The organism is Clostridium tyrobutyricum (genome assembly GCF_019144085.1).
Classification (GTDB): Bacteria; Bacillota; Clostridia; order Clostridiales; family Clostridiaceae; genus Clostridium_B; species Clostridium_B tyrobutyricum_A.
In genome coordinates this window covers 136,964-159,085 of record NZ_JAHHUY010000003.1, presented here as the reverse complement: position 1 = coordinate 159,085, position 22,122 = coordinate 136,964, and the positions used below count along the sequence as shown (strand labels likewise).

The 22,122-nt window shown below is 31.2% G+C and carries 18 protein-coding genes and 1 pseudogene; 4 read left to right on the top strand and 15 right to left on the bottom strand.

All coding sequences use genetic code 11. The annotated features are described in order from the left end of the window. Window positions 1-5 precede the first annotated feature (5 nt). The gene (locus KM800_RS02355; protein WP_217811632.1) at window positions 6-929 is read left to right on the top strand and encodes a metal ABC transporter substrate-binding protein; all 924 of its coding nucleotides are present in this window, start codon (window positions 6-8) and stop codon (window positions 927-929) included. A 405-nt stretch (window positions 930-1,334) separates the two neighbouring features. On the opposite strand, the pseudogene xdh reads toward KM800_RS02355, so the two are convergent. After that, a pseudogene (gene xdh, locus KM800_RS02350) lies at window positions 1,335-3,898 on the bottom strand (selenium-dependent xanthine dehydrogenase). A gap of 241 nt (window positions 3,899-4,139) precedes the next feature. Between xdh and KM800_RS02345 the strand changes: the two are divergent. Beyond that, entirely contained in the window at window positions 4,140-4,649 is a 510-nt protein-coding gene (locus KM800_RS02345) for a dihydrofolate reductase (RefSeq protein ID WP_217811631.1), read from the top strand. Here KM800_RS02345 and KM800_RS02340 read toward each other — a convergent pair. The 7 genes from KM800_RS02340 to KM800_RS02310 form a co-directional block, all read right to left on the bottom strand. Beyond that, window positions 4,639-5,547, bottom strand: a complete 909-nt coding sequence (locus tag KM800_RS02340) for a LysR family transcriptional regulator (RefSeq protein WP_136711090.1) — start codon at window positions 5,545-5,547, stop codon at window positions 4,639-4,641. The genes KM800_RS02345 and KM800_RS02340 overlap by 11 nt on opposite strands. Before the next feature lie 97 nt (window positions 5,548-5,644). After that, the gene (locus tag KM800_RS02335) at window positions 5,645-5,983 is read right to left on the bottom strand and encodes a thioredoxin family protein (protein ID WP_254906438.1); all 339 of its coding nucleotides are present in this window, start codon (window positions 5,981-5,983) and stop codon (window positions 5,645-5,647) included. Beyond that, on the bottom strand, window positions 5,976-6,812 hold the full coding sequence (locus KM800_RS02330; protein WP_217811629.1) for an ABC transporter ATP-binding protein: 837 nt from the start codon (window positions 6,810-6,812) through the stop codon (window positions 5,976-5,978). Before KM800_RS02330 ends, KM800_RS02335 begins: the two co-directional genes overlap by 8 nt. A gap of 12 nt (window positions 6,813-6,824) precedes the next feature. Further along, window positions 6,825-7,865, bottom strand: a complete 1,041-nt coding sequence (locus KM800_RS02325) for a glycine betaine ABC transporter substrate-binding protein (protein ID WP_217811628.1) — start codon at window positions 7,863-7,865, stop codon at window positions 6,825-6,827. Further along, window positions 7,865-8,671, bottom strand: coding sequence for an ABC transporter permease subunit (locus KM800_RS02320; protein ID WP_217811627.1), 807 nt, complete (start codon window positions 8,669-8,671; stop codon window positions 7,865-7,867). The genes KM800_RS02325 and KM800_RS02320 overlap by 1 nt, the downstream gene beginning before the upstream one ends. After that, window positions 8,664-9,011, bottom strand: coding sequence for a thioredoxin (gene trxA / locus KM800_RS02315; RefSeq protein ID WP_217811626.1), 348 nt, complete (start codon window positions 9,009-9,011; stop codon window positions 8,664-8,666). The genes KM800_RS02320 and trxA overlap by 8 nt, the downstream gene beginning before the upstream one ends. A gap of 8 nt (window positions 9,012-9,019) precedes the next feature. Beyond that, window positions 9,020-11,011 (bottom strand): alkaline phosphatase family protein, encoded by a 1,992-nt coding sequence (locus KM800_RS02310; protein ID WP_217811625.1) that lies wholly within the window; start codon window positions 11,009-11,011, stop codon window positions 9,020-9,022. 343 nt (window positions 11,012-11,354) lie between these two features. Here KM800_RS02310 and KM800_RS02305 point away from each other — a divergent pair, with 343 nt between their 5' ends. Then, window positions 11,355-11,678: a DMT family transporter gene (locus KM800_RS02305; RefSeq protein ID WP_017751844.1), complete on the top strand. Its 324-nt coding sequence runs from the start codon at window positions 11,355-11,357 to the stop codon at window positions 11,676-11,678. 14 nt (window positions 11,679-11,692) lie between these two features. Then, the gene (locus KM800_RS02300; RefSeq protein WP_217811624.1) at window positions 11,693-13,489 is read left to right on the top strand and encodes a DUF2207 domain-containing protein; all 1,797 of its coding nucleotides are present in this window, start codon (window positions 11,693-11,695) and stop codon (window positions 13,487-13,489) included. 21 nt (window positions 13,490-13,510) lie between these two features. Here KM800_RS02300 and KM800_RS02295 read toward each other — a convergent pair whose 3' ends face one another. The 7 genes from KM800_RS02295 to KM800_RS02265 form a co-directional block, all read right to left on the bottom strand. Next, window positions 13,511-15,448: a GTP-binding protein gene (locus KM800_RS02295; RefSeq protein ID WP_217811623.1), complete on the bottom strand. Its 1,938-nt coding sequence runs from the start codon at window positions 15,446-15,448 to the stop codon at window positions 13,511-13,513. Window positions 15,449-15,455: 7 nt separating this feature from the next. Beyond that, a complete protein-coding gene (locus KM800_RS02290; protein WP_017751847.1) occupies window positions 15,456-16,175 on the bottom strand; it encodes a phosphatase in 720 nt (239 codons plus the stop codon). Between the two features lie 146 nt (window positions 16,176-16,321). Beyond that, entirely contained in the window at window positions 16,322-17,740 is a 1,419-nt protein-coding gene (locus KM800_RS02285; protein ID WP_217811622.1) for an APC family permease, read from the bottom strand. 36 nt (window positions 17,741-17,776) lie between these two features. Next, on the bottom strand, window positions 17,777-18,292 hold the full coding sequence (locus KM800_RS02280; RefSeq protein ID WP_217810618.1) for a cob(I)yrinic acid a,c-diamide adenosyltransferase: 516 nt from the start codon (window positions 18,290-18,292) through the stop codon (window positions 17,777-17,779). Window positions 18,293-18,308: 16 nt separating this feature from the next. After that, window positions 18,309-19,079, bottom strand: coding sequence for an ethanolamine ammonia-lyase subunit EutC (eutC, locus tag KM800_RS02275; protein ID WP_080755990.1), 771 nt, complete (start codon window positions 19,077-19,079; stop codon window positions 18,309-18,311). 12 nt (window positions 19,080-19,091) lie between these two features. Next, entirely contained in the window at window positions 19,092-20,450 is a 1,359-nt protein-coding gene (locus KM800_RS02270; protein ID WP_039658493.1) for an ethanolamine ammonia-lyase subunit EutB, read from the bottom strand. Between the two features lie 32 nt (window positions 20,451-20,482). Next, window positions 20,483-21,898 carry an ethanolamine ammonia-lyase reactivating factor EutA gene (locus tag KM800_RS02265; RefSeq protein ID WP_217811621.1) on the bottom strand — a complete coding sequence of 472 codons (1,416 nt, stop codon included), beginning with the start codon at window positions 21,896-21,898 and terminating at the stop codon, window positions 20,483-20,485. Window positions 21,899-22,122 lie beyond the last annotated feature (224 nt).

The following is a 22,122-nucleotide window of genomic DNA, read 5'->3' as shown; positions in this document are numbered from 1 at the left end:
ATAAAATGTCAAAAAAAAATAGTATAATTGCATTAATTGTGATACTTAGTTGTATTACATTTATTTTTTCTGGTTGCAATAATACAAATCAAAAAACTTCAAGTAGTAAAAATGACTCCAAGGTAAAAGTAGTTGTATCTTTCAATGCAATGAGAGAATTTGCATCAGCTATTGGTAAGGATAAAATAGATATTACAACTATAATACCTAATGGCACCGAGCCACATGATTTCGAGCCTACTGCCAAAGATATTAAAACTTTAGGCACTTCAGATATATTTGTATATAGTGGTCTTGGAATGGAGTCATGGAAAGATAAAGTTATAAATTCTGCAGGAAATAAAAATTTAATTGCAGTAGATGCTTCGCAGGGAGTTACACCAATTAAAAATACTGACAATGATGAAATAAAAGAACATGGTCAATATGATCCTCATATATGGCTAAGCCTAAAAGGAGCTGAAATTCAATCTAAGAACATAAGAGATGCGTTAATAAAAGCTGACCCCTCCAACAAGGTTTACTATGAGAAAAATTATAATGACTTTTCAAAACAGCTTAATAGTCTTTACAATGAATATACTACTAAATTTGCTTCTGTTAAAAATAAAAATTTTGTAACTGGGCATGCTGCTTTTGCATATCTTTGCAGAGATTATGGTTTAAAACAAAATAGTGTGGAAGGCATTTTTGCTGAAGGAGAACCATCTCCTAAAAGACTTGAACAATTAGTAAACTACTGTAAACAAAATAAAATAAAAACTATATTTGTAGAAGATATGGTAAGTCCTAAAGTATCTAATACACTGGCTAAAGAAGTAGATGCCAAAGTTGAAAAAATATATACATTGGAAAGTAAACAGGATAATAAAAACTATATTCAAAGTATGAGAGCCAATTTGGAAATGATTTATAACAGTTTGAAATAGAATAATTTCTAGAGTTTAACCTTTTGGTTACATTTAACTTAAAATCATCTTACTATTCTATAACTGTAAAAGCCAAAGTTATGGACTTAGGTAAGACAACGGGAACTGCATCATTAATATCATTATTCATTGTAATATTCAGTATTATAAAAATAATAATTTCATATATTAAGCCAGGTCATAATCCTACACTTATTACAATTATAGTATGTATATTTTTACTTATAATAAATAATCGGACTTATGCTTTTAGTACCATTTACTGTAATAAGTATGGCCTATTTACATTTTAAATTTAAAAAAGAGTAAAATAAAAGCATGGAATACAAAATTAAATATATATCCATGCTTTTATCATATTACTAAAAATAGTATATTTGTTATTACCAGGGAAATATTGTTGTGTTATTTTCTATTGTAAAAAGTATTTTGTAATGGTAGATTAAATCTTCTTTTTCCATCCAATTCATAATAGGCATCTGCTGCTGCAGAAATAGTAGGAATAAGTACAATCTCTCCTACACCCTTTGCTCCATAAGCCAGTTTACCCAATTTCTTTTCTATAAGTTTATACTGTATATCTGGTATTTGAGTAGATCTCCAGAGTCCTATAGTACCAAATTTTGATTTTACATATCCATTTTCTGTTTCAAACTTTTCTGTAAGTGCAAATCCCAGTCCCATAACTACTCCTCCTTCTATTTGCCCTTCTATATTGGTAGGATTTATTGCTGTTCCAACATCCTGGGCTACAAATACTTTGCATACTCTGCCTTCCTTATCCAAAACTACCAGTTGAACAGCATATCCATAAGATTCATGTTGTTTTGGATGTTCCTTTTTAGATGTAAGTTTATCTGTCACTGCTGTAAATTCGCCTTTAAATATTTCACCCTCAAGCTCATTTAAACTTTTATACTTTAATGCTTCCTTCAATTTAAGCGAAGCTCTTCTCGTAGCTTCTCCCGTAATTAATGTTTGTCTTGATGCTGTAGTAGCTCCTGAATCTGGGGTAATATCTGTATCCGGTGCACATCTTTCTATTAATTTAAGTGGTATTCCAGTAGTCTCTCCACATATTTGTACCATAACAGTTCCAAGTCCTTGTCCTATACACTGAGCTGAAGTTTCCAGTATTACTTTTCCACCTTTAATTTCAAGATTACATCGTCCTGTATCTATTGTTCCAACTCCACATCCAGTATTTTTCATTGCAAGTCCAATACCAATATGATAATTATTACTGTTTAAATACTTGTAATATTCATTCTTAGAAGCTTCAAGTACCTCAATAGCAGATGTTGTTTCATCACAAAGTTGACCTGTTGGCAATATATCTCCTGGTTTTACAGCATTCTTATATCTAAACTCCCATTTGTCCAATCCAATCTTCTCAGCCAGAATATTTATGTTGGTTTCACTTCCAAAAGTAGTCTGAGGAACACCAAATCCTCTAAATGCTCCTGCTGGAGGATTATTAGTATAAATTGCATAGCCATTAAGTTCAATATTAGGTATTCTATATGGTCCGCATAAATGAGTACATGCCCTTCAAGTACAACTGAACCAAGAGATGCATAAGCACCAGTATCTGCTAAAACTCTTGCTTTTAAAGCTGTTATTTTTCCATCTTTATCACATGCTGTTGTTATTTCAGTTTCCATGGCATGACGTTTTGGATGGACCAAAAGACTTTCTTCTCTACTAAAAGTAACTTTGACAGGTCTTTTAGTATAGTAAGTCAACAGTGCTGCATGGTGCTGAACCGTCAAATCCTCTTTTCCACCAAATCCTCCACCTACATAGGCAGAAATAACATGAACTTTATCCCTGGGCAATCCAAGTATATAACTTATTTCATCATGATCATGATGAATGTGCTGTGAAGACACATAAAGCGTTAAAACATCTTTCTTATAAAAGGCAATTGCAGATTCTGGTTCCATAAAAGCATGATCTATGGGCATTGTCTTATATGTCTTGGTTACTACATATTTTGAATTTGCAATAGCACTATCAGGATCTCCTCTTTTTACATAGGTATTGCTTAAAACATTTCCCTTTTCATGAATTTTATAGGCATCTTCTTTTAAAGCATCATGTACATTTGTTATAGGTTTTAACTCCTCATATTCAACTTCAATTAAACTTAAAGCTTTATTTAATATTTCCCTTGTTTCAGCTGCCACTATTGCAATAGCATCTCCCACATATCTCGTTTCTTCTCCTGGAGCAATCATTGTCGGCCAGTCTCTGAATATATATCCTTGATAATTGTTAGCTGGTACATCTTCAGCAGTAAGTACTGCATGTACTCCTTTTAATTTTTTAGCTTTACTAGTATTTATACTAATCACCTTGGCTCTTGGATACTTAGATCTAAGTGCTTTACCATACAACATTCCTTCCATATAGTAATCATCTGCATACATAGCTTGTCCTAAAGTTTTATCTATAGCATCTATTCTAGACATTCTACTGCCAACTTTAGCCTCTTCATTAAGTTTAATATCAACATCTTTTCTAAAAGCTTCAGCAGCCATAAGTATTGCCTTTTCTATTTTAACGTATCCTGTACATCTACATAAATTATTTTTTATAGCTTTCTTAACATCTACTGAAGTTGGCTCTGGATTATGATCTATCAATGCTTTAGCACTCATTACCATGCCTGGTATACAAAATCCACACTGAACTGCACCTGCTTTTGCAAAAGCTTCTGAATATATCCTTTGCTCAGTTTCATTTAATCCTTCTACTGTAATTACATTTTTATTCTCTAGATCTTTAATTTCCTTCGTACAGGCACGTACATTTTTGCCATCAATTAATACGGTACATGCACCACAAGTTCCTTTGGCACATCCATTTTTTACCGAAGTCAACCTTGCTTCATCTCTTAAATAATCAATCAATTTTAATTCTGCCGGCGCAGATACTTTATTTCCATTTAATATAAAAGTCATCATAATATCCTCCAGATTTATTTTCAATATTTTACAATAAAAAAGCTGAAACCAACTTTCCATATCGAAAAGTGGTCCCAGCACAAACTGTCCTCTATTCATTTTAAAATCTTAAGACTTAAGACACGATTATTATATTTATGCATTAATAATACATAATAATTTAAATACTGTCAATAAAAAATATATTATATCACAATTTGAATTATGATATAATATATTCTAAATTGGAGGTAAATATATAATGTTAAGCATAATTGCAATACTTAATCAGAACAATTTAATAGGTAGAGATAATAAACTTATATGGCATATATCCAGGGATTTAAAAAGATTCAAGTACCTAACATCCGATAAAACTGTAATAATGGGAAGAAAAACTTTTGAATCTCTTCCTGGAATACTTCCAGACAGAGATAACATAATTATAACCAGAAATAAAAATTATGCAGTTTCAGATAAAAAAGTTACTGTTATACATGATATTACTAGCATTTTAAAATATATGTATTGTAAGAAAGAAGCCTTTGTAATAGGCGGTGGTGAAATTTACAAACAGCTTCTTCCCTATTGTAACAAGCTTTATTTAACTGAAGTAATATCCGATGAAACTGGAGATACTTATTTTCCAAAATTCAATAGGTGTGATTATCATATTGTAGAATATGATAAATACTTTGAACAGAATATTGAATACAATTTCATAACCCTTGAAAAAATTGATTACAATTACATGGCTTTATTCAATCACTGAATTCACACCGAGGGCACATTGATTTAATTGTATTTATAAGTTCCTTCTCAATATTTGAAATTCTATGCCTCTTATTGATTACCATTATGACTTCTATTTCCAAATTTACATCATTTATGAGAAGTGTAGTTATAGAGTGTGAACCCTTATAATAATTAAACATCATCTTAGGTACAAAGGATATACATGTACCACTTCCTACAACCTCTTCTATTACATTTAAATTATCAAATCTATATGCAATTTCAAAATTACCATACTTTTTTAATATTTGCGAAACTGCACAACTTGTTTCATATCCAGTATTATAGAGAGCCACAGGGTGTTCTAGTGCCTCCTTTATAGGAATTTCATTTTTATTTCCCAGCAGAGAATTTTTGGATGCAATTACCATAAGATTATCTTTAAATAACTTTTTAACAATAATATCACTTGATTTCATATATTGTTCTGTCTTTAAATTTATACTTATACTAGCCTTTCCTGATAATACGTCATGTATCACATCGTTTGATTCACCAATTTTTACCATTAAATTGACTTTGGGGTGCTTATACTTGAATGTAGTAAGTATATTTACCATTATTGTATTGCAAAAACTTGGTTCAACTGCAATGCTTATATCTCCTGTAAGCTCTGCAGCACTGCTTCTAGTAACATTTTTTATATCTTCTATCTGATCTATAATGCTGGATGCTTTTTCTATTACGACTTTTCCTATTTCCGTTGGTACCATTCCCTTATTAGTTCTTTTAAAAAGTTCAACACCCAATTCAAGTTCTAATTTTGAAATAGATGAACTAATTGCAGGTTGTGACATATAACTTCTCTCAGCTGCCAGAGAAATAGATTTGGACTGGGCAACCTCTACTATGTGATAAAGTTGATCTAGACGCATAACATAATTTTCCTCCTTAAATACCCCTGCATTTTAGGTAATTATATCATGCAGTGACGCTTGTTTACAAACTTGTAATTTAATACTTATACTTTTATCAAGCCTCATCCAAAATACTCTCTACTATCTTAATTAAAATTTTTTCTGAATTAAGTCCACGAATTTTTTCTACAATTTCTCCATTATTGAATATAACTATATTAGGTATTCCCTGAAGTCTAAATCTATAAAATAAATCTTCATGTTTATCTACATCTACCCAATAAGCTTTAATTTTTTCCCTATATTTATAAGCTATACTCTCTACTATTGGAATTTGCTCTCTACAAACTTTACATCTTCTAGCCCCAAAGAATACTAGAGACACCATACTGCTTTCAAAAGTAAATTTATCAAAGTCCTTTTCATCAATTTTTTTTAATGTTAATCTATTCATGATTCTTTTCATCATCTTCCTGTATCTGATCTATTAAATACTCCCTCATTTCAAAAAATTCTTTCTGTGATCTAAGCATTCTAAAATTTTGTTCTTTAGATCTAATAAGAGGATTTTTATATTCTTTAATAATTCTTCCTGGATTTGAGTGCATGATAATAATTCTATTGCCGAGTAAAAGTGCTTCATCTACATCATGGGTAATAAAAAACAAACATTTTCGGGTTTTCTCCCATATAAAATAGAGATGTTTCTGCATTTTTTCTCGTGTAAGTGCATCAAGAGCACTAAAAGGTTCATCTAAAAGTATTATTTTAGGATCTGCAGCCAGAGTTCTTGCAATTGCAGCTCTTTGTTTCATCCCTCCTGATAACTGATGTGGATATGATTTATCATAATCTCTTAAACCAACTAATTCTAGATAATGAGAGACTATTTCTACTCTTTTTGCTTTAGATGCTCCCTGCATTTTCAGTCCAAATTCAACATTTTTTTGTATGTTAAGCCATGGAAGTAAGTTGGGTTGTTGAAATACCACACCTACCTGTGGATCTGGACCTGTATGTGCATCGCCTTCTATAAAAACATTACCCTCTGATGGTGTCAGATAACCTGCAATAATATTCAAGAGTGAGGATTTTCCACATCCTGAAGGTCCAAGTACACATACAAAATCATCACTACACAGTTGAAGATTAATATTTTCAAGAGCACGAAACTTTTTACCTGATTGACTATAATCCAGGCTTATATTTTCAAGGGATATATTGGAATCCTTACTTTCTAGTTCAGAAGATGTATATGCTGATAGTAATTCTATAGAACTCATGAATATCCCCCTTTATTTATCATATAATTTATTTAATATAGCTTTTTGATACACTTGTAATTTCGGTGAAGATTTTATAGATTTCTGTGTTAAAAGATAATCTCCTGTACTTTTTAATAATTTTCCAAAATCACCTGGTTTACTTGATGTGCCAAGATACTTTGGATCAGTTTGTTCTTTGGCATCTAAAACAATTATTTCTTTCATGGATTTAAGTGTCTCCTGCTCAGATAGTCCCAGTTCTTTTGAAAGGGCTGCAGCAGATTTTTCGGGTTGCTGTTTATATTCATGCACAGAATCATTCAATACAGAAATATATTGTTTCATAGTATCAGGATATTTATCTGCAAAATCTTTACGAACAATACCAAGTTCACCTGTAATAGCTCCTTTTTTAGCTAAATCTCCTGAACTTACAATAACTTTTCCACCATCAGCCAAGAGTTTGGATTTGGTAGTTTCCCATACATATCCTCCTTGAATATCTCCTCTCTGCCATGCGGCTACTATATCGGGCATCTGCATGTCAAGGATTGTCAATTGTGATTCCTTGATACCATTTAATTTCAAGGCATTAATCAAACTAAAATGAGAAGTTGAACTAAAAGTAGTAGCTATCTTCTTTCCCTTTATATCATCAATTGAATTTATTCCTGAATCCTTTTTGACTACAAGAGCTTCACTATCACCTATAATATCGTCCAGATAATATAGGTAATATGGTAAATTATTTGCTATTCCAGATGCTGCAGGTGGTGTTCCTATAGTAGCCAAATCCAAAGAACCACTTGCCATAGCTGTAATTATGTCACGACCTGCATCAAATTTTATCCACGATACTTTTGTACCTGGAAATTTCTTTTCAACAGATCCATTTGCTTTTGCAAGAAGTTCTCCGTTTGGAGAAGCCATATATCCAATTCGTATCTCCTTAGGCTTGTCTTTTGTTGTTCCAGAACTTGATTTACTTCCATTTTGGCATCCCACTGCAAAAGTTAAAATTCCTATAATAAATAGTATCAATATACTTTTAAAATATTTTTTTGTTTTCATTATTTTTCCCCCTCTTTTTCAATCCATGGAGATGTTTTTCTAAGCAATAGTCTTATACAAGCATCAATGAATATAGCAATTATGCCCATAATTACAATTCCCATATAAACTACATCATTTCTTAAAAATTTGCTAGCATCAAGTACCATCCACCCAATTCCTGAAACTGCCGCTACCATTTCAGCTGCTACCAATGTAGCATATGATACTCCCACAGCAGTTCTCAGTCCTGTCAATATGTCTGGAAGACAAGATGGAAATATAACATAAATAAATAATTTGAATTTAGCTGCTCCAAGAGATTTGCAGCCATTTATTCTATCTTGTGGTATCCTTTTTACACTAAATACAGTATTGATAAATAATGGAGCAAATGCACTTAAAAAAAGCAGCATTACTTTTGAAACATCAGTTATTCCAAACCACAATACTAAAAGAGTATAATAAGCAAGTGGTGGAAGTGGTCTGTAAAATTCAATAAATGGGTCCAATATAGCTTCTAATAGTTTCGAACTACCAGCAGCAATTCCTAGAGGAACTGCTGTTATAAAAGCAAAAAACAGTGCTATAAACAATCTTCTCATACTTGCAAATATATGAAAATATAAAGAATGACCTTTATATCCTTCTTTTAGGATTTGAATAAATGCAGACCAAACAGATCCTGGTGATGGCAAAAACACAGGATTAAACAAATTAAGTTTGCTGCCTATATACCATATTAGAAATACTACGATAACTGATATTACAGAAACAATTCTATATTTTTGCCTGGTAAAATTATTTTTTACTATATCCTTAAACATTAAAATCATTCCTTAAATGGTATTTTACTATGTTATCTAAATTTTTCTTGCTATTAAATCCAACAATTTTCTCTACTACCTCACCATTTTTAAACATTAGAACTGTAGGTATGCCTTTTAATCTAAATCTTTGTGCCAGTGTCTCATACCTATCCACATCAACTGAATAAATTTTTAATTTTCTAAAATAGTCCTCTGCTATTTCTTCTAAAATAGGATAGAGCATTTTACAAACTCCACATCTTTTTGCATAAAAAAGTACCAAAACAGGAATTTTATTATCAAATGTAAGTCTATCAAAATTTCTTTCTTCAATATTTAAAATAATATTATTTTTCATAGGATAAATTATTCCTCCAATGCCTGATATATTACTCCACCTTCAGTATTTTTTGGAACAGGAACTCCTGCAAGATAACTTATAGTTGGAACTATATCCACCACTTCAACAGTCCTATCAATAATTTGACCCTTTTTTATTCCAGCTCCTACTGCCGCAAACAATGCTCTCATTGAATATCCTAAGAGTTCATGGTTGCTTAATCCATTTCCGTGACATCTTGTAAATTCAGGTTCTAGTATATAAAATATATCTCCAGAATTTTCACCACCTAGACCAAGTACCTCCATATCTTTCCTGTTTAATGCAAAACTTATTACTCTTTTTCCAGTCTTAGGATCTCTATAATTATATAAATCATCTATTATTTTTTCTACCAAATTGTCATAATCTTCAGGATCAACAATTCCCTCGGGATCTCTTCCTTTTAAATTTACATATATGAAGGTAGCTCTTTGAGAAATTGCAGTAGTATTTTCCCAATCTATTTGCAATTTTCCATTTTCTTCTTTTAATTTAGTATATCCAAGTTGTCCCATAATTCCTGTATTTATTCCCCACATATCTCCTATTAAAGGAAATTCTGTTTTAGGATTCTTACCTACGCCACCGTGATCTGAAACTATAAATATGGTTGTCTCCCCATCAAGTCTTTTCAACATTTCACCTATAAACTTATCGCTTAATTCATATATTTTATATATTAAATCCTGATATCTCTTATATTCTTCTGAAGTTTCCTTAAATGTATAGTCAAGATAAAAATGATTATACATGTCTATTCCATGCATATGAATATAAAAGAGGTCCCATTCCTTATTATCCAGTAAATAGTTAATAGCTTTTACATGCCAATCATACATTTCAGTAATAGATTCAAGCATAATTTCATCAGCAGTTTTATTTAACCTGTCATAATTGGTAGGTTGGAGCATTGGTCCTACTTTATCATATATCTCTTTTCCTATTTTATCCGGATAAAAATATTTCCCTTTATTTAAATCCAGTACAAATGAGTAATAAAATTTCAATTTACTTCCATCACTTTTAATGTCAATTACTCTTATTTTATAAGCTACTTTGGTATTTTTACCATCTATTCTATAAGTGTCATATATCCAGCTGCTCCATTCACCTGCTTTTGCTTCTCCAATAGGTTCTTCATCTTTCTTGTTGGCATATATTTTTATCTTGTTATAATTTTTTCCGTCTTCTGCTACTATAAGACCATACCTTCTAGTCATACCGCTGTTTACTGGAAGTATCACCTCCTTGGCACCATCCGGTGAATTTTTCCAGTCAGAAGCAAATTTAATAGGAGTAGTTATCTGATCAGCATTTGGAAGATCAGAAGAAGATTCTCCATTTTCTTCAGAAGTAACAATATCAGGTGCAGTATATCCATATCCATCATATTCTGATTTACTTATATCAGCTTTTACTGAATTAACTTCTCCTTCAACCCTGCAATCAGTTCCTGTATTGTCTAATATATGTGGAACTTCCTTTATAGGGAAATCGCCTTCAATGCAGTTATATACTTTTTCATAATCTATATATCCTCTTAAATTTGTATATATACTTGTTCCATCTACATATATATCATCTTCAGTTTTTGGCGGCCATGCAGTGGGGTAATTAAATAGTATGCTTTTTTTACCTGAACGAGCATAGGCCTCCCATATTGTTTCTGCTTTTAGAAGTCTCGAGTCAAAACCATAATCCAATTGATCCAACGGGTTACCAAGTGTATGATTCCAAAAACAAGTTATACCATGAGTATTCGGAAATGCTCCAGTGGCCAGAGACGCCCAATTTGGAGGTGTAATTGCAGGCAGCACACTTCTCATAGAATAATCTTTTGTTGTAACACCCTGTGATATTACTTTTTTAAAATTTGGAAGCTTACCTTCCGACACATATTTTTTTACTTGAAGTGCATCTGCTCCATCCAATCCCAATAGAAGTACTTTTTTAGTTTTTATGTTGTTATTTGACATGTTTTCCTCCTTAAATTATGGTCAACTAAAAAAGACTGGACAACAAATTTAATATACAGCATCTATGCACTGTATAAAAATTTGTCTCCAGTCTTTCTGGTCAACAATTTAGTTTAGGTACATGGTATAGCATTTAAAAGTCACTGTCAATTAATTAATGTTTATACCCCCAATAGATTTTAATTATGTAATTCACAACAATTGGCTGTATACACCTTGATAACTTAGATTACCGGTACTAATAATACCTTAATGACTTTATAGTTTCATAATAAATAGCTTGTATATTATTTTTTATATATGTTATATTATAACTATAAAGTTCACAAAAGGAGAACAGCTAATGTACTGGCTTTTTTTATTTTTAGCAATCGTACTGGAATTAATAGGCACATCACTTATGAAAATTTCCAATGGATTGACAAAATTAATTCCATCCTTAGGCATGTTTATTGCATATTTTTTATGCTTTAGTATATTTTCACTGGCCCTTAAGAAAATAGATGTGAGTATTGCATATGCCATATGGTCAGGTGTAGGAATTACGGTAATATCCATTCTGGGAGTTCTGTTTTTCAAAGAATCAATGAATATAACTAAAATAATATCTATAATTCTAATTATTACAGGAATAATAGGTTTGAATTTAAGTGGTGTAAGCCATTAATTAGGAGGTCTTAGATGAAAAAATTTCTAATATGCTTTTTTATGCTAATACTTACAATTTCACTTGTTCCTATTAAAGCTTTAGCTTCAGATGGGGTAGATCTATCAAAACTAAATATAGAAACTAAAATAGACCAGGATGGTTCTATTAATATGGAGGAACTTATAACTTATGACTTTAAAGATAAATATAACGGAGCCTATAGAGATATATCAACTAAAAATACCGATGGTCTATACAATTTAAATGTATTACTCATATCTAAAAATGGGCAGGAAATTCCATTTAAAAAAGTAAACAATGCTAAAGATGGAGATACTGGTGTATTTGAGTTAATCAAACAGGAAAATGATCTTTATCGAATTAAAATTTATAGTCCTTCTGACAATGAAAAAAAGACTTTTAAAATATCTTATACCATGAAAAATGTTGCAGTAAAATATAACGATATAGGTGAATTCTTCTATACCTACTGGTCAGATTACAATGATACAGAAATAGACAATTTAAAAATACGAATTGATAATGCTATAATTCCAGATACTAAAAATATCAGAGCATATTATCATGGAATTTCAAATGGTACGGTTTCTATCAAAAATGGAAGTGTTGAATACACTTTTCCACATGTGAATTCCAATGAACTTGTAGAAACACGGGTACTTTTTCCTGTTGAATCCATTCCTCTATCTACCAATCTAAAAAATGAAAATGGATTGAGCAAAATTTTAAATGAAGAGGCAGCATACCGGGAGAAACAACAGCTTAAAATAATTCATGCCAAACTTATAAAAAAAGTATTAAATATTATAAGTATACTAATTTGTTTTTCTCTCATTATATTAATTATTATAATATGGATTAAATTTAGAAATAGTTATTCAGATTCATATGATACTTATTCTCCTCATGATATTCCTGAAGATTGCAGCCCTGCAGTAGCAGCTTATCTTGTAAACGGAACTGTAAACGGAAGAACTATATATGCCACAATACTTGATTTATGGAGAAAGTGCTATTTAAATATTGAAAAGATAGACCTGGAGAACAAACTTGATAAAGTAGATTTCATCATAAAAAAATCTAAAAGTGCAACTTCAGAACTTTTAAAACATGAAATATATTTAATGAATTGGATATTTAATATATCTGAAGATAAAAATAATGTAAGGACATCATCCATAAAAGAAGCAAGCAAAGATTCAGAATTCAATATGAAATTTCAAACATGGTTAAACCTTGTAAAAGAAGAAACTAAATCAAGAGATTATTATGATAAAAAAGCCAGTCATATTGGTAAGTGGCTAACTGCAATCTCTATTTCAACTATAGTTATTTCCATTATAGCTCTTGTTTTTACATCTTATTGGGGAATATTATGCCTAATCCTATCAATATTCATATTGATTTGTGGAATACATTATTGGTTCAGAAAAAGTCCTAATGGAACTTTGCAATATAATAGATGGATAAAATTCAAAAAATATATAAAGGCTACTGACTTTACTTATACTGCCGATACAGATTACCTGGAAAAATATATTCCATATGCCGAAGCTCTTAACATGAATAAATCATGTATGCTAAAATTCAAGGATGCATTTAATGATACCTCTCAAAATATGGGATGGATATACTATTATCTACTATTCAACACTTTAAATCTAAATAAAAATCAACACTTTAATAATTATATGTATGGTTGTTTTGGGATGGGATACTCTGGTATGGGTAGTTCTGCCAGTTCAAGCAGTAATTACGGAGGTTCAAGCAGTGGCAGTGCCGGTGGTGGAGGTGCCGGAGGATTTTAGTGGATTCCTTTGAATCCACTTTTATTTTAGACAGTGCATATATCTTTCAACATCTTTTCCCTCTACTAAAAATGGCTGACCTTTTGAACAGAATACAGAAGAAGACGTATACTCAATATCAGAATTTTTATTGTACCCTATTTTTTTAATAATTTCTTCTCCATTATGGCATATGTCATATCCATCAAAGACCATGCTGATTTTACCCTTACCTTTAGTGAATGATGTTAATTCCAAGCTATAATTCATTAATGTAGCCACAGGTCCCCTGCCTTCTACATTAACTGTATTGTCAGAAATTTCAGGAGTCTCAAAAACACCGTTTAATCTCTGTATATCTGATAAAATCCTACCCATATAATCCACATCAGCTTTTATATTAAACCTGTAAAATGGTTCAAGTAATATATTTTGTGCATTTTCCAGTCCCTGTCTAATTGCTCTGAAAGTAACTTCTCTAAAGTCTCCACCACATGTATGTTTTATATGTGATCTTCCATCCACTAATGTTATATTCAAGTCAGTTACAGGTAAACCTGTCAATATACCATGATGATACCTTTCATAAATATGCTTTTGAATCAATTTTTGATAATTAATGCCAAGAGTATCTACATTACATTGACTTTTAAATGTAATTCCAGCATTTCTTTGACCTGGTTCAAGTTTAAGATAGACTTCTGCATAGTGTCTTAAAGGCTCAAAATGGCCACATCCATAACTACTTGACATAATAGTTTCCTTATATAAAATCTCGCAAGGTCCAAAATCCACATCAATATTGAATCTTTCATGTACAAATTCCTTTAAAACCTGAATTTGAATAATGCCCATAATGGTAATCTGTATTTCCTGTAGTTTTTCATTCCATATAACTTTTAGTGAAGGATCCTCTTCTTTTAAAATATTGAAATATTTTAAAACATCTCTGCTATTTAAGCTTTCATCAAACAATACTTTGGATCTTAATGTTGGTATCATTTTATATCTAATGTTGCCCTTAAAGTTTCCAATTCCACAACCTATATATGCAGATGGCATTCCTTTTACCGCTATTAATTGCCCAGCTGCAGCTCTATCTACATTTTTGAATTTCATACCATTATATATTCTCATTTCACTTATTTTTTCAGTACTTGGTGCTATTTCTTCACGTATTTTTAAAGTTCCACTTAAAATTTTTATATAAGCCAATTTATTTCTCTGTTCATCATGTCTTATTTTATATACAAATCCACTAAGTTTGTCTTCGTCATTATATCGAGTAAAAGTCAACTGGTCCAGATTTTCCAAAAAGCTGTCTATTCCAATATTCTGGAGAGCTGAACCACTCATACATGGAAATACTTTATTATCTACTATCATTTTCATAAATGAGCTAAACCAAATATCATCTTCATAATCTTCCTCTATATATTTTTCAACAAGTGTATCATTTCTTTCTGCAATAAATTCTGCAACTTCTCTGTCAAATTTTTTACTTTTTATTGGTTGGGATATAAAACACATATCTTTAGTTAAATTTGATTTAATATCTTTAATTACAGTTTGAATGTTAGTACCTTCTCTATCAATCTTATTTATAAAAAGGAACGTAGGTATATTATGACTTCTAAGCGACTGCCATACTATTTCTGTCTGGGATTGAATCCCATCTGCTGCACTTATTATCAAAATTGCATAGTCCAGTATTTCAATAGCCCTTTCCATTTCAGAAGAAAAATCCATATGTCCAGGAGTATCTATCAAATAATATGTAGAAGAATTATATTGAAAAACCGCCTGATCTGAAAATACAGTGATTCCTCTTTCCTTCTCTATGCTGTTACTATCCAAAAATGAATCCTTATGATCAACTCTTCCTATAGTTCTTATACTCTTTGTATTATATAGAATTTGTTCTGCAAATGTAGTCTTACCAGCATCCACATGTGCAAACAATCCTATTGTCTTATTCATATTATAATCACCTAGTACTTCTACTTTTTATAAAATTAAAAAACTCTGTCTTGTTTCTATTTATAATCAGTTCTTCAGGCATATCTATACTTTTCAGCATTTTTAACGCAGCATCAAAGTTTCCTATATGAAAACAACAGTGGGCATCACTGTTTAATATTATTTTTACATTGTATTTTTTACATAAAAGAGCTACCTTTGTGCAAATTTTTTCACTTCCAATTCTTGATCTCACCAATGAACTGTTATTTATTTCAATAAGTACATTTTTTTCTTTTGCCTTCTTGACTACCTCTTCTTCATGAATTGGAAAACTGGGATTGCCACAGTGACCTATAATAGACACATAAGGATTATCCATTGCACCTAAAAAAGCACTTGTATTTAAATCCGGGTTATTATTTGGTTTCATTACCGGATCATGTATACTAGCTATCATTACATCAAGCTTCTGCTGTATTTCTGTTGGAAGGTCTATATTGCCTTCATAATCAACAATATTTGCCTCTGAACCATAAAGCATAGTAACACCATAAAGCTCCTTTGGCAAAACTTTAAGATTTCCAAAATACCATTCATGTGGTGCTCCCGGCATGCTTGGAGCATGATCTGTAGTACCTAGAATTTCAAGGCCCTTTTCACTGGCATATTTTGCATTCTCAAATAATGTATTATAAGCATGTCCGCTTGCTATAGTATGTGTATGTATATCAATAGGATATTTCATAAATTTAATTTTCCTCCTGTAAACATATTATTTGTTTATTCAAAGTTTACTTAAATTATAACTTAAAAAATCAATCATAACAAATAGACACCAGATGTTGACAATATCCGGTGTCTGACAATACTATTGTATAGTTTTAAATCAATTTAACTGGTTTTTCTATTTTCTGCTTCTTCCTCTACATTTAAACCTTCTACTTTTCTTTTAAATATTGTAAAATAGAGGAGAAATCCTATCAATATCAAGACTATTGATACAAGGGCTGTCTTATGAAAATCTTTCGGAATAGTAAGTATTGCAAGCTCAAATACCAACCATATAATGGATAAAATAAATACAGGTTTTGCTGCTTTCCCAAGATTAAAATGCCCTTCTTTAATCTTTATTTTTTTTCTTGTCAGTCCATAGCATACTATGGTTATAAAATATATGATTGCTGGAAGTATCGCAGTAACACCTATTAAAGTAGTTAATGAGCTTGAAAATACTGTAGCTATTATGCCAAATATCAATATCAAAACTGTAGCATATATTGGCGAAGATGTTTTAGGTGAAACTTTTTTAAACAATCCGCTTAAAAAGAATGCATTATCCCTGGACATAACATATACAAGCCTTGATCCAGAAGTCATAGCAACTGTTCCACATGCAAATATAGATATACTAACTATTATCAAGAATATTTTGCCTACTATAGTTCCCAGATTTGCCTGCAAAATATATGGCAGTGGACTATTTGATGCAATAGTTGCTGGAAGGTTTTTAATAGCAAAAGTTACGGCAATTAGAAATGCAGTACCAAATATTCCTGCTATAAATACAGATCCTATAACTGCCTTTGGAACAGTTTTGTGTGCATTAATAGTCTCTTCACTTAAATTTGCAGCAGATTCAAACCCTACCAGAGTGAATGCACCCATCAGCATGCTCATCATAAACGGCTTTACATAGGATACTCCTTGTCCAGTATTTGCAGTATTAAATAAGATAGATGAATTATTTCCATTTTTAAGAGAAATTACAAGCAATACAACAGTAAGGGCTATTATACCAATACTTTCTGTAAATACTGCGGCATTATTTATAAAAGAAGCAAGTTTCACTCCTGCTATATTTATAACTGCCTGAATAATCAAGGTGGCAATTACTATCATGGATATTTGTGCAGGTGTACCCTCAATTCCAATTAGTGAAGCAAATATTGGTGCGACACCTGAATCAATTGCAGGAACTACTAAAACCAAAAAACAAATACATATCCATCCTGTTATCCATCCCATTGTCTTTGTAGATAATCTTTTAATCCATTGATATGAGTATCCTGAAACTGGTATTACACCTGATAATTCAGCAAAAACAAGTGCTACAAGCAATTGTCCTATAAAAGTCACAATCCATGACCATATGCCTGCCGGACCGGCAGTAGAAATAACAAATTTATAATTTGCAAATATACCCGTTGTAATAGAAATAAATGAAAACGCTACAGCAAAAGAACTAAACAACTTTAGATTTCTTTTTAGTTCCTGCTTGTAATTGGATTCTTCCAACAATTCATTTTTCATAATTTAATCTCTCCTAACCATTATTTTTTAATATTATTAAAATTCTATACCAATTCTTGCCGGTACATTTTTTTTGTAATAATGTTTTATCTCTTTCATTTCAGTAACCAAATCAGCTTTGTCTATAATTTCTTTATTAGCATATCTGCCTGTAAGTATCACTTCGACTTTCGGGCATCTATTATCTAATATTTGAAGTACCTCTTCTACTTTAAACAGCTTATAATAAATAGCTATATTTATTTCATCCAGAACTACCATATCATATTTTCCTGATGACAGAGCTTCTGAAGAAATTTCAAGACCGTCTTTAGCTAATACTATATCCTCATTACATGGCATATCTGATATAAAAACATCTCTTCCAAACTGACATATTTTAAAATTCGGCAAATATTTTACTGCATTCAATTCACTGTAATCCATTCCCTTTGCGAATTGTCCAAAAAATACTTTTTTACCTGCACATACTGCTCTCAATGAAATTCCCAGAGAAGCAGTTGTCTTTCCCTTTCCATTTCCAGTATATACATGTATATATCCTTTTTTCATAAAAATACCTCTCTATTTATATCTTTAAATCAATCCCACTTTTCTTTTTTTTCATCATAAGCTCTATTAGATACATTATCTGTGCACCTGCTTCTACTGGAGGCGTACCATCTTTATATATGTTAGAAACCACTGTTCTCTGGGATTCCGGCTTTGAAGTACTTGAATGATATGCCATATATGAACTCATGCTTTCATTTGTTACAAGCCCTGGCCTTTCTCCTACAAGAAGTACTGTTACTTCAGCATTTAATGCTTCACTTATCATATCCATAGTAGCTACTCGTCCATATTTTACAAATATGGGTGTTCCTACTTTATAGCCTTTTGCTTCAAGTCCATCTGTAAGTATTGAATATACATCCTCCAAATTTGCATCTATGGCAAATGCACTGAGACCATCAGCTGCTATTATTTGAACATCGGGATCATGTATGCATTTATTCTTTATCATATCAATAGTTTCTTTTGAAAACTTTTTACCCAAATCAGGCCTTTTTATATATTCTTCCTTGTCTTTTACAAGTGTTTTTACTTTCAAGAATCCCAGTTTGTCTATTATATCTTCATCAACATAAGACCATACAGAATCCATGGCAGCAGCATGATCTGCCAAAAACTTAAGCAGTGTTTCTGTTTTATACCTTGCACCAGCTCTGCCTACACATATTCTTGCATTGGTAGACTCTTTCAATTTTATGCATGCTTCCATATTGAATGGATTTTCTATAGTGACTCTGGAAGTATAGTCAACAGCAGATATATCCCTTATAAATTCTTCATCCATATTATTTCACTCCTAAACCACGAATATAGAGGGATCTCCAGCTTTTTCTGTAAGCTTTCCATTTTCCATTATGCCAAGAGATTCCATACTTTTTTCAAATTCTTTTATCGGCCTCTTATTTGTTATTTCTCTAATTGAAGCAATGTCATGATAACTGGTAGTTTGATTCATTAGCATTACATCATCTGCTACAGGTATTCCCATTATGTATGTACAATCAGCTGCAGCAAGCAGTATTTCCAAATTTTCAGAATCATTCTGGTCAGAATTCATATGGTTTGTATGACACGCATCTACTCCCATGGGAAGTCCAGTAAGTTTGCCCATAAAATGATCTTCCAGACCAGCCCTGATAGTTTGTTTACCATCATATAAATATTCTGGTCCTATAAATCCAACAACTGTATTTACTAAAAATGGATGATATCTCTTTGCCAATCCATAGCATCTTGCTTCCATGGTAACCTGGTCTGAACCATTATGACCTTCTGAAGAAAGCTCAGAACCTTGTCCAGTTTCAAAATACATAAAATCATTTCCACAGCAATGCTTCTTTTCTTTCATAAGCTCATATCCTTCATCTAAAAGAGATACATTCACACCAAATGATGTATTTGATACCTCTGAACCAGCTATGCTCTGAAACATCAAATCCATAGGTGCCCCTCGTTTTAATGCTTCCATCTGAGTTGTAATATGAGAAAGCATACAGTTTTGTGTGGGTATATTCCACTTTTTAATAAATTCTTCAAACTTATTTAGAATCAATGACACCTGATTTATATTGTCTCCTGCAGGATTCAATCCAATAACAGCATCACCAACTCCATAGCTTATTCCCTCCATTACAGATGCCATAATTCCATCTATATCATCTTTGGCATTATTGGGTTGAAGTCTTGAAGAAAAAGTTCCCCTTTCACCAATTGTAGTATTGCAAGTAGCAGTATTCTTTATCTTTTTAGCAGCATAAACTAAATCCATATTACTCATAAGCTTTGTAACTGCTGCTATCATTTCAGACGTTAATCCATCACGTATTTCCTTTATAACCTCTTCACCAGATTTTAAAATAAATTCTCTAAATTCTCCTACAGTAAAAGATTTGACCTTATTATATGCTTTTTCATCTACCTGATCCTGTATTATCCTGGTTACTTCATCTTTTTCATAAGGTACTACTGGATTATTTCTCAAATCTTGAAGTGTTATTTCAGATAACACAACTTTTGCAGCAACTCTTTCTGCTGCACTACTTGCCATAATTCCTGCTAGTTCATCTCCTGATTTTTCCTCATTTGCTTTGGCAAGTACATCTTTTATATCTTTAAAAGAATACACTTTTCCAAAAAGTTTAGTCTTCAATATCAATTAAAATCACCTACTTTACTTCTGAATTATTTTCAATTTTTAAAAATCAATGTTTTTATTACTACAGGAACCGTATTAGATATAGATTTTCCTATGTCTATATAATCTCCAGTGTCAACTCTTATATTATCAATACATATAACCGCCTTAGGATTTTTGACGATATTTTTAATAGTTTGTCCTAATGCCTTTGCAAAATCATTTTCTATAACTATAATTATTGGATTGCTTCTGTCTTTAAAAGCTTCTACTATGGCATTTGCCATTTTTTTTATCTGTACATACTTTGGAGATTTGGGTCCCTTAAAAGCAATTGCAATATTTTGATTTTTATAAAAAGTACTTTTTTTACAAATATTTTTATAAATGTTATCTATATTTTCATCTTCATCTTTGTTGTTGAATATCCTTATAATTGGAATATTTTTAATTGGCAGTATATCATCTTCAAATATTATTGTGCTTCCACTTAATTTTATAGAATGGCTGCCTGCTCCTATTACTGTTGCTCTTATTTTCTCCCTTGGTTCTATAAGAATATATCCTTTTTCCTTAAATGTATTTCTTATGGAACATCCAAGAAGAGGTCCTATATCTCCAAATTTGGTAGTATCTGATAAAGTACTTATACTATCGTTACCATATACAAATTCGGAAACTCCTCCTGAGAACATAAATAATTTTATAGTAGTTTTCTTATTTTCATGTTCAATAAACAATTTTCTTTCTTCTGCATTCAGATTCACATTATTGCTGATTTTGCAAATTATATTTGCAAAATTATCTGTAAGTATTTTCAAGTCATTAAATACCGGTTTTTTACCAACAGATAAATTTAATTTAAGGTTTTCTATAAGCTTATTTATTTTTTCCGATATGTAAATTATCTTACCTTCATTATCAAACCGTATAAGCCTTCCACCTATATCCAATGCAAAGGAGTCTAAAGGTTCTCCACCAGAAAACACAACAGCATTTGTAGTACCCCCACCTACATCAAAATTAATTATTTTCTCTGCAGTATTCTTAGAAATCTCGTAGGCTCCAGAGCCATATCCTGCTAATATGGACTCTAAATCAGGTCCTGCAGTAGCTACAACAAAATCCCCTGCAAAATCTGAAAGAATATTCAAAACTTTCTCAGAATTATCTTTTCTTGTACTTTCTCCTGTCATAATTATTGCACCGGTAGAAATATTTTTTTTATCTATACCAGCTTTTTTATACTCACATAATATTATATTTTCCAACTTATCCAAATTTATTTTTTGTGAAGATATCAATGGAGTAAAATATATTTTGCTTTTATAAACTATAGATTTTTTAGTAATTTTTACTTTTGGGACAAGAAAAGAACCTGCTGTATTCTGAACTACAATTTCGCTGAATATGATCTGTGTAGTAGTTGTCCCAATATCAATCCCTACACTTAATATCTTATTTGTCATTATTTCCTTACTTCACCCCCTTAGTATCTAAAATTAAATGGAGCCCAAAACACATAAATGTTCTAAGCTCCATTGCTTATTAAAATACTATTAATTTTTAAATTAGCTAAATTATAAATTTAAATAAATGCCCCATTGCACTTGATTTATAATTTATATTAAGTTTATCATAATAATGTGTTAATGTAAAGTAGGTTTTAGTATTAATTTAATAATATAACTTA